Source organism: Bradyrhizobium sp. (genome assembly GCF_049798375.1).
In the GTDB taxonomy this organism is placed as follows: Bacteria; Pseudomonadota; Alphaproteobacteria; order Rhizobiales; family Xanthobacteraceae; genus Bradyrhizobium.
Map to the genome: position 1 here is coordinate 1 of NZ_JBARGP010000112.1, position 9,205 is coordinate 9,205.

The following is a 9,205-nucleotide window of genomic DNA, read 5'->3' on the forward strand; positions in this document are numbered from 1 at the left end:
CGGCGAGGCCGTCGCCAGCGGCGACGCATCGCGCCTGGCGGCGCTGCTGCGCGAGGATGCCATTGCGATCACTGATGGCGGCGGCCGCAAGACCGCGGCGCTCCATCCGATCACCGGCGCCGACAAGGTCGCGCGCTTCTTCGTTGGTCTGGCAGCTAAGAATTCCGGTCACGATCTGCGCATCGTGCCGGCCATGATCAACGGCAGCACCGGTGCGCTGCTCTATCTGGACGGCGAGCTCGACCACACCTTCAGCATGGCGATCGACGGCGACAGGATCGCCGCGCTCTATCTGGTCCGCAATCCAGACAAGCTTCGTCACGCGCCATCAGGCAAATCGGACGGCGGTCGTCCTCTCATTTGATCGCGTAAGGCAGCTTCTCCCCCGCGAAGAACGCCCTGAGATTGGCAATGACGCAGCCCCGCATCGCGACATGTGATTCCTGGGTGTTGCCGCCGATATGTGGCGTCAGCACGACATTCGGGAGGCTGGTGAGCTCGTCCGGCGCATGCGGCTCGGTCTCGAATACGTCGAGGCCGGCGCCGGCAATGGTGCCGTCCTTCAGCGCTGCGACCAGGGCCGCCTCGTCGATCACGGAGCCGCGCGAGATGTTGACAATGTAGCCGTCGGCACCGAGCTTCTTCAGGAGATCCGCATTGACGACGTGATGCGTCTCTGCGCCGGCACGGACCGCGATCATCAGCACGCTGCACCATTCGGCGAGCGCGTCCAGGCTCGGAAGATACTGGTACGGCAGCTCGTCGTAGCGGGTCCGGCTGAAATAGCCGACCTCTGCCTCGAAGCCGGCGACGCGGGCCGCGATCTTGCGGCCGATCTCGCCCATGCCGTAGATGCCGACCTTGCGCTGACTCAAGCCGACCGGCGGCTTCATCAATGGCGACGGCCTGGCTGCGGCCCAGTCGCCGCTGCGCACATAATGGTCGGCAACGTTGAGCCGCCGCGTTGCCGCCAGCATCAGGGTCATCGCCACGTCGGCGACCGACGCGGCATTGGCGCCAGGGCTGTGGCCGACCGCAATGCCGCGCGCCGCCGCAGCCGCGAGATCGACGCCGTCATAACCCGTGCCATAACAGACGATGGTTCCAAGTTGCGGCAGCCGCTCCATATCCGGCCCCCGCAACGGCGTGCCGCCCGCGGTGAGCAGCGCACGGATATCGGCGAGATCATCGGCCGAAAACACCTCATGCGGCGGCTTGCCGGCGGTATCGAGCAGGTCGAAATGCTCGCCGATCCGCTGCAGCAGGGCTTTGGGGAAACGTGAATAGACCAGGACTTTGTCAGGCATGGCGCTCCGCGCGTGGCGCTCTCCAAAAATGAAAGAGCGGGACCAGTTGCCCGGCCCCGCTCTCGCGATCTTTCAGGTATGCCCGACCAGCTTCACGCCAGCACGGTGCCCGGCTCGACCTTCACCCCCGGGCCCATCGTCGAGGACACCGCGACGCGCTGGACGTAGGTGCCCTTGGCACCGGCCGGCTTGGCCTTCACGACCGCATCCGCCAGCGCCTTGATGTTCTCGACCAGCTTCTCCTCGGTGAACGAGGCCTTGCCGACACCGGCCTGGATGATGCCGGCCTTCTCGACCCGGAACTCGACTGAGCCGCCCTTAGCGCCCTTCACGGCACCGGCGACGTCCATGGTCACGGTGCCGATCTTCGGGTTCGGCATCATGCCGCGCGGACCGAGCACCTTACCGAGACGGCCGACCAGCGGCATCATGTCGGGGGTGGCGATACAGCGGTCGAAGTCGATATTGCCGTTCTGCACCTTCTCGACCAGGTCCTCCGCACCGACCACGTCGGCACCGGCGGCCTTAGCCTCGTCGGCCTTGGCGCCGCGTGCGAACACGCCGACGCGCAAGGTGCGGCCGGTGCCGTTCGGCAGCATGACGACGCCGCGGACCATCTGGTCGGCATGGCGCGGATCGACGCCGAGATTGATCGAGACCTCGATGGTCTCGTCGAACTTCGACTTGGCGCGCTCCTTGATCATCTTGATCGCCTCGGGAAGCGGATAAAGCTTCGTGCGATCAACGCCCTCGCGGGCCTTCGTCAAACGTTTTCCGATAGCCATGATCCGTTACCCCGCAACTTCCAGACCCATCGAACGGGCGGAGCCCTCGACCATCTTCATGGCCGCTTCGATGGAATCACAATTCAGATCCTTCATCTTCTTCTCGGCGATCTCGCGCACCTGCGCTTTGGTCACCGAGCCGGCCTTGTCACGGCCCGGCGCCTTGGAGCCGGACTGGATCTTGGCCGCCTGCTTGAGGAAGAAGGACATCGGCGGGGTCTTCATCTCGAAGGTGAAGGACCGGTCCGCATAGATCGTGATGACCACGGGGATCGGGGTGTTCCTCTCTTCCTTCTGGGTCTGCGCGTTGAACGCCTTGCAGAACTCCATGATGTTGAGGCCGCGCTGACCGAGCGCGGGGCCGATCGGTGGCGACGGGTTCGCCGCACCGGCCGGCACCTGAAGCTTCAGGTATCCGGTTACTTTCTTTGCCATTGCTCACTCCTGTTGTGCCGGCTCATCGCCGACGGTTCAGGTTTCGTGGTTCGGATCGGCGCGGCTGGCGACCGCGTCTTCCTCCCACGTCCCTTCTTATGCGGCCCTACGGCGCCGCATAAACAGTCAGACCAGCTTCTCGACCTGACCGAATTCCAATTCCACCGGGGTCGCGCGGCCGAAGATCGACACAGCGACCTTGACGCGCGAACGTCCCTCGTCGATTTCTTCGACCACGCCGGAGAACGAGGCAAACGGGCCGTCGGCGACGCGCACGTTCTCGCCGATTTCGAACGAGACCGAGGATTTCGGCCGCTCCACGCCCTCCTGCATCTGGTTCAGGATGCGCATCGCCTCGCCTTCCGCGATCGGCATCGGCTTGTTTTCCGCGCCCAGGAAGCCGGTCACTTTCGGCGTGTTCTTGATGAGGTGGAAGGCCTCATCCGTCAGCTTCATCTTCACCAGCACATAGCCGGGGAAGAACTTGCGCTCGGCGTTGATCTTGCGGCCGCGGCGCACTTCCGTGACGTTCTCGATCGGCACCAAGATCTGCTCGAACAGCTCCTCGAGCCCACGCTGCTTGGCCTGCTCGCGGATCGATTCTGCGACCTTCTTCTCGAAGTTCGAATAGGCGTGGACGATATACCAGCGCTTGTCGGCGGTCTGCGTTCCCGTTGCCATCAGTGGATGCCCAATACCAAGGTGATGACGTAGCGGATGATCTGGTCAGAGGCGAAAAAGAAGATCGAGGCCAGCGCCACCATCACGAACACCATGATCGTGGTGATCATCGTCTCGCGACGGGTCGGCCAGGTGACCTTGTTGGTCTCCGAGCGCACTTCCTGCAGGAATTTGAACGGGCTGGTGGCCATCGTCGAGAATCCGCGTCCGTCGTAAGATGTTTAAGGAAGCCGAACAGCCGTCCTTGGCCCAACCCTCAGTCCTGAGAGATGAGCCGGCAAGCGGGCTCGATTGTTCGGGGAGTTTAAAGCCGCGCCGGATATCCGCCTTAAGGACGGGCCGGCTGCAGGTCGCGGATATCTACTTCCAGACCGGCAAAAGGTCAAGGTCGGGACCGCTGCCCTGTCCCGGCACCTCTGTCTGGCCGGTTCGGGCCGCTCGGCAATCGCACCGATCCGAGCCGCACGGCGGTAAATGCGGGGGTCATTCGGGAACCGTCGCCTTGCCGCCCGGCCTCGACCCTCCGCTTTGGCTTCTCCTCCCATCTTGACCCGAACTCCACTCGGGCCGCGCTCGCTATTGACTGCCCAGCGCGGCGAGAACCGGCTCCTTCAGAATGCGATCGGAAACCCATCGCGAGCCGGTCAGCGTGAGATGCCCATAGTCCCAGACCAGCAAATCGTTTGCGAGGTCCGGACCCGTCATCGTGAGACAGCCCTGCGCGTCGCATAGTCGGTCGGTGAGCGAGATGTATGTCGTTTCCGACGGAAACTTCATGCGTTTCATCTGGGCATCGATCTCCACCGAGTGCGGATCGAGATCGGCAGACATTCTCGCTGGAATCGGAAGCTGCTTGAAAACATACTTCCGCGCCAGGATCTCCGGGAGAGCGCCAGTCCAGGTCGGCATTTGCCCGACGACGATGAGCTTCTTGGCCCCGAGCTGCGCCAATTCGGCAAAGCGCTCCTCGAGGTGCGCAATGAAATCGGTCCCGGTAAAGAACATCGGTTCGGATTCGTGAAACCAGTAGGCATCCAGCACCAATAGATCGGGATGCGCTTTCCTTATTTGTTCGGAGGCGAATTGGTTTGACGCGACGCATGCGGGGTCTGAGGTGTCGTTTCCGTAGGGGCCGCACCATCCGGAACTTATCTGCAGCAGGTTGAAATGATGTTCGTCTGCAAGGCTCCGCAATCCGATCGACAGTGAAGCGGAATGTGAGTCGCCGAACAGAAACACCGTGGGTCGCGAGGGATCCTTAGCAGCCAGACAGCCGTTGTCGACGAACCACTCCGTCGACTTATTTCCCGGAAGCTGGAAGCACGGTCGTGACCCATACTGTTTCTCGTAGCTATTGTTGCTTACCGCCTTTTGCAGCGCCGACATTTGCTGGTCGAAAACGATACCAGGCCGGGATCGAACTTGATCCGCGAATACGAAGTATCCAGCGCATCCGAGAATCGCAACGATCGCGACGAGACAGACCGACACCAGGCGCGTGTTGCGCGCCCTTCGAATGTTCTTCTCCACGAACTGGAATGTGGCCCACGCGAGCAGGATCGACGCGGCCACCGCGCACCACCGCAAGCTCGATGGCGGAGTTTGGCCAGCCACTATTCGCGAGAACGACAGAAGCGGCCAGTGCCACAGATAGAGCGGAAAGCTGATCAAACCAAACCAGACAACGATGCGGTTCGAAAAAACGACACGATTCAAAAATGCCGAGGGACCGGCCGAAATGAACAACACGGCGCCGACGGTCGGCAGCAGCGCCCACCATCCCGGGAACTTGCTGTCGGTGTGCAGGTAAAAGATGCCGAACAGGATCAGGCAGACGCCCAGGATCGACTCGATATCGTTGATCAGGGCCGGATCTTTTTTGCGGCTTCCATCGTAGATGACCGTCGAGAGCAGGTCGTTGACGACGAGCCTGAAGCGCGAACGGGCCTGATGATGCCGAAGCTGGACGAGCGCCAAAATGGTACCGAGCATCAGCTCCCAGAAGCGCGTTTGCGGTGAGTAGAAATCGGCGACGATATCCGACCGCGCGCTATGAATATTCAGGACGAATGAGACACCGGCGTAAAGAACGCAGACGCTCAGCAAATTGAATCTGAGCTTCCAGGCAAGCCAAAGCAGAATCGGCCATACGATATAGAACTGCTCTTCGACGCCCAGCGACCACAGGTGCAGCAGCGGTTTGGTTTCCGCGGAAGTGTCGAAATATCCGCTCTCGAACCACAGCACGATATTTGAAACGAAACCGGCACCTCCAGCCATGTGTTTTCCAAGCTGATCGAACTCGTCGTTCAGCAGGTAGAAATAGCCGAATGTGAAGCTGGCCAGGAGCACGATCGCCAGCGCCGGAAAGATGCGGCGTACGCGGCGGCCATAAAACTCGATGAAGTCAAATCCGTTGTAGCGAAACAGGCTGCCGAAGATGATGGTCGAGATCAGAAAGCCGGAGATGACAAAAAACACGTCGACGCCGACGAAGCCGCCGGTGACGGTTCTCGGGAACGCGTGGTAGGCAACGACCGACAGCACCGCGAGGGCACGAAGACCATCGATGTCGGGCCGATATTTTGGATGCTCCAGATGCTCGGGAAGGCGATCCGTGGAAGGTCGTCGCAGAGTCGGGGTTCAGCATCGCGTGCTCGATCGATCGTGCGCCGCGTGAAGCGCGCCGGGACAGGACGAAGGTCTTCGGGTCGATTTAGCGAAGGCGAGCATCGCCGTAAAGTTCGCACCCGCCGGCAGTCTTGCGGCCAGCGAGGATGCCATGCGCGAGCCGCGGCTCGCGTTGTTCGTGCCTTTCGATCTCCGGACGGAGTGTGCTCGTCGGGCGCGGGCTACCGCACCGTCATCTCGGCTGCGGCCTGGATCGGCGGCGCCGACACCGGCCCTTTCAGGCAATGCCTGGCGGTGTCGATCTCCGCTTCGGTCGCGCCGCGGCTGCGCGCCCACGCTTCCGCGGCGCCTTCCGAATATTTCGCGACATAATAGCGAACCACGACACACGAGACGTGTCGGAATGGATTGGTCCCACTTGCCGCAGATGCGGCGTCCATCGACGTCAACAACAGGACGAGCGCGCAAGTCCCACGCATCAGCATGACGCATATCCCCACGATTGGAACCCGGCAAACGCCGGATCGGACGCAGGAGTTCCGCGACAACAGCAGATTCGCGCCATCTGTCAGCAAAAGGGTGAATGGGAGGCCGATTCCGGAGGCGACCGCCGGTCTCGGGAATGGGCAGGCTTGAACGCCGATCCCCGGTTTTGCAAACCGGGCCGCGCGGAGCTTGTCTGATCCTGTGCTGTATCAACATGTCGAGGTCTCGGGAGAGAAGCCGCTAGGCTTTGCTAACCGTGTTGCGCCTATTCGTTTGAATTTCAACGCTTTTTAACAAAAGACCTCTATTAGTTCCCTCCGGCCTGTCACATCAAGAAGCCCGTTTGGGGCTCAGGCACGCCGTAGCGGGGGAATTTCCAATGACGACTGCTGTAATTGCTCGCGCTATTTTGGGCGCATCCAAATCCGAAGAGTTCGAGACCCTGAAGCTTCTGACCGTGTTCAGCCTGACCGGGCTTATGATCTCGCTGCTGTCCGCTGCCTACGGTCTCGATATGAGCTGGGCATTCTTCTGACCTGACCGGGGGCCCCCCTGCGCCGATACCGAAGATACGCGATCGCGACCATCGGGCATCGCTCGATGTTGCGATCGCGTTTGCGGAGCCGCGCCAAGCTGAAATAGAGGGGCGACAACAGCCGCGCTGCGCCGCTGCGCGCGGCCGCCGCAGCGTTCATGACGCCAAGCCGCACGGCCCGTCCATCGCGGATCCAAATGCTCGCAATGGTCGGCTGAATCTTTGGCTAAGCGTTTGATTTTGCTGGCAGGAGTGGTAGGGCTCGAACCTACGACCTCCGGTTTTGGAGACCGGTGGCCCCGTTGATGATCGATGCTTATCGGTATCTATCCTGGGTACAATTCATTGATTTGGCTTGACTACCATCGGTTTACGGTAATGATCGGTAACGATTTGTGACGCTACCTGATGCTACCGACGCTACCGGAGCGCTACCGATGAAGCTGAATCTTACGGACGACAAGGTTGGAAAGTTCAAGCTCGCGCCCGACATGCCGGACGGCAAGATCATCTTCGATGAGAAGTTAAGCGGCTTCGGCGTCCGCGTTTATCGCAGCGGCTCAAAGATCTGGGTCTATCAATTTCGCCTTGCTGGTCGATCGGACAAATACGTGATCGGTCAAGTATCCGCGATCGCGGCTATTAAGGCGCGCGCGGAGGCGAAGATCGCGGCCGGGCATGTCGCCAAGGGCGAGAACCCGAACGAGATCCGCCGGCAAGCTGAGGCCAAGCACAAGGAGCAGTTCGGAGAGCTGGTCACGGAGTATCTGGACGAGAAGCTTCGACCCATCAAGCCGGGCAAGAAGCCGATGCGCCCCCGATCGTATGCCGAGGTGAAACGCCACTTGGAGGACCATTGCCGACCGTTCAAATATCGAGCGATCAAAGGCATCAGCCAGGACGATGTCGCCACCCTGTACAAGAAGATTTCTCGCAGCGCCGGCCCAGGCGCCGCGAGCCATGTCTGGTCGACCGGCCGCGCATTCATGCAGTGGTGCATGGGCCGCGGCATTCTCGAGAAGAACGTCTTCGCGCTCTATGACGGCGGCGGCACCAACGAACCGCGCGAGCGCACACTCGACGATACAGAGCTTGCCATCGTTTGGAAGGCCTGCAGCGATGACCAGTTCGGAAACATCGTCAAATTGCTGATCCTGACCGGTGCGCGTCGCGACGAGGTCGGACATATGCACGTTGACGAACTAACCCTTGATAGCACTCCTTGGGTCAAGCCGATGTGGCTTCTCCACGAGGATCGGGCGAAAAACCGCCGCGAGCATTTGGTGCCGCTAACTGGTCACGCGCTCGAATTGCTAACCAAAGCGACCGAAGGCCGACAGGCGCACGTATTCGGCTACGGGGAAACACGGGGATTCTCGGGATGGTCAAAAGCTAAAGCAGCCCTCGACAAGCGCCTCAAAGAAGCCGGCCACGAGCTTGATCACTGGACCCTGCATGACCTTCGCCGCAGCTTTGCAAACGGCCTGCAGCGCCTGAAGATCGAACCGCACGTGATCGAAGCCTGCCTCAACCATTCGACTTCGAAACTCCAACGCACGTATCAGACGCACGATTATGAAGACGAGCGCCGCACGGCTCTCAAGTTGTGGGCTGAACATATCGATGCTGTCACGAGGAATGGCCACAACGTGCGAGACATACAAGAGGCAGCATCGTGACTGCCTATCAGCCAGGTTGGCTCCGGCTTGCGGAAGCAAGGAAACACGTCGCCTCGGCCTTAGCCATACAAGAGACAGACGCGGAGGCGTGGTTGCTACGGGCGATACAGGATAAGCTTCGCGCAGATCCGGAGGGGTACGCCGCACAATCAATGTTTCGCGTCGAGAGTTTTCCTACAACATGGAAAACGCGCGGTCTCAAAGTGGACTGGCCCGCTCGCATCACGGCAGATCGCCTGAGCTGGGAGAATTCGACCGTAAACGGCCCGGATTCGTACCGCCTCATCGACAAGGATCTCTTCCTTGAGGTTCGCGCCGCGTCACTGCCGTCGATTGGCGGCGTGGAGAATGACGAGGCCATTTTAAAGCCAGCCTCGACAGCCCAGATCAGGGCGATTATCCGCGAAGTCTATTCGGCGCCAGGCAAACCGCCGAACATCAATGAACTGCCAAAAAAGGTCCGGCCTCGCCTGCAGAAGCTCGGCTTAGATGCCTCAGGAAACCGCATCTCTGAAATTGGAAATGAACCAGAGTTTCAGAAACTACGCAGACCACGCGGCGCTACCCTCGCAAGCGAACGAGCCAAGTAGATTTCCAGCTTTCGCGCGCTGAGAAATCTGCGAAATCTGGCCTGAGCACCAAGCGGCTAGCATCATTCAGTCATCG

10 protein-coding genes and 1 pseudogene are annotated in these 9,205 nt (G+C 60.7%); 4 read left to right on the forward strand and 7 right to left on the reverse strand.

All coding sequences use genetic code 11. The features are described from left to right. Positions 1-364, forward strand: a pseudogene (locus WA702_RS05035) (RNA polymerase sigma factor SigJ); the annotation flags it as partial. Here WA702_RS05035 and WA702_RS05040 read toward each other — a convergent pair. The 7 genes from WA702_RS05040 to WA702_RS05070 all read right to left on the reverse strand — a co-directional run bounded on the left by WA702_RS05040 (position 357) and on the right by WA702_RS05070 (position 6,324). Continuing rightward, on the reverse strand, positions 357-1,307 hold the full coding sequence (locus WA702_RS05040) for a 2-hydroxyacid dehydrogenase (RefSeq protein WP_425109434.1): 951 nt from the start codon (positions 1,305-1,307) through the stop codon (positions 357-359). The pseudogene WA702_RS05035 and the gene WA702_RS05040 overlap by 8 nt on opposite strands. 92 nt (positions 1,308-1,399) lie before the next feature. Further along, positions 1,400-2,092, reverse strand: coding sequence for a 50S ribosomal protein L1 (gene rplA / locus WA702_RS05045; protein WP_425109435.1), 693 nt, complete (start codon positions 2,090-2,092; stop codon positions 1,400-1,402). Between the two features lie 6 nt (positions 2,093-2,098). After that, positions 2,099-2,527 (reverse strand): 50S ribosomal protein L11, encoded by a 429-nt coding sequence (gene rplK, locus WA702_RS05050; RefSeq protein WP_425109436.1) that lies wholly within the window; start codon positions 2,525-2,527, stop codon positions 2,099-2,101. 126 nt (positions 2,528-2,653) lie between these two features. Further along, the gene (gene nusG, locus WA702_RS05055; RefSeq protein ID WP_425109437.1) at positions 2,654-3,208 is read right to left on the reverse strand and encodes a transcription termination/antitermination protein NusG; all 555 of its coding nucleotides are present in this window, start codon (positions 3,206-3,208) and stop codon (positions 2,654-2,656) included. Next, entirely contained in the window at positions 3,208-3,399 is a 192-nt protein-coding gene (gene secE / locus WA702_RS05060) for a preprotein translocase subunit SecE (protein ID WP_425109438.1), read from the reverse strand. The genes nusG and secE overlap by 1 nt, the downstream gene beginning before the upstream one ends. A 385-nt stretch (positions 3,400-3,784) precedes the next feature. Next, positions 3,785-5,842 carry an acyltransferase family protein gene (locus WA702_RS05065; RefSeq protein WP_425109444.1) on the reverse strand — a complete coding sequence of 686 codons (2,058 nt, stop codon included), beginning with the start codon at positions 5,840-5,842 and terminating at the stop codon, positions 3,785-3,787. A 218-nt stretch (positions 5,843-6,060) separates the two neighbouring features. Then, complete coding sequence (locus WA702_RS05070) at positions 6,061-6,324, reverse strand: hypothetical protein (RefSeq protein ID WP_425109439.1); 264 nt, start codon at positions 6,322-6,324, stop codon at positions 6,061-6,063. 380 nt (positions 6,325-6,704) lie between these two features. Between WA702_RS05070 and WA702_RS05075 the strand changes: the two genes are divergently transcribed. From WA702_RS05075 to WA702_RS05085, 3 genes are all read left to right on the forward strand, one after another. Further along, positions 6,705-6,860, forward strand: coding sequence for a hypothetical protein (locus tag WA702_RS05075; RefSeq protein ID WP_425109441.1), 156 nt, complete (start codon positions 6,705-6,707; stop codon positions 6,858-6,860). Positions 6,861-7,297: 437 nt separating this feature from the next. After that, positions 7,298-8,539 (forward strand): tyrosine-type recombinase/integrase, encoded by a 1,242-nt coding sequence (locus tag WA702_RS05080; RefSeq protein WP_425109442.1) that lies wholly within the window; start codon positions 7,298-7,300, stop codon positions 8,537-8,539. After that, positions 8,536-9,129, forward strand: a complete 594-nt coding sequence (locus tag WA702_RS05085) for a hypothetical protein (protein WP_425109443.1) — start codon at positions 8,536-8,538, stop codon at positions 9,127-9,129. Before WA702_RS05080 ends, WA702_RS05085 begins: the two co-directional genes overlap by 4 nt. Positions 9,130-9,205 lie beyond the last annotated feature (76 nt).